A 229-nucleotide genomic window follows, 5' to 3' on the forward strand; every position below is an offset into this window, starting at 1 on the left:
CATCTAATGCCTTATCGCACAACTCGGATGGTACCTGAACTGTGCTTCCACCCCTTCCCGTCCGAATCCATGTGATCTTGGCTTTTCGGAATGCTATGTACTGTATCAACCACATACTTTCGGCGATCAAAGCATCTTGCTTTTCCTTTGAGATGTAATCCATGTTTGGATTTGTTCCGAATGGGACAGCGGGGCTCGCTGGAACAGGCATCAGTTCGTCTCCTTATTG

The 229-nt window shown here is 47.6% G+C and carries 1 protein-coding gene; it reads right to left on the bottom strand.

All coding sequences use genetic code 11. The features are described from left to right. Positions 1-211, bottom strand: a 211-nt coding sequence (locus AC0L2K_RS35255; RefSeq protein WP_473533696.1) for a hypothetical protein, incomplete at its 3' end; no start/stop codon positions are given. Positions 212-229 lie beyond the last annotated feature (18 nt).

The sequence above is a fragment of the Mesorhizobium sp. WSM4817 genome, from assembly GCF_055811135.1.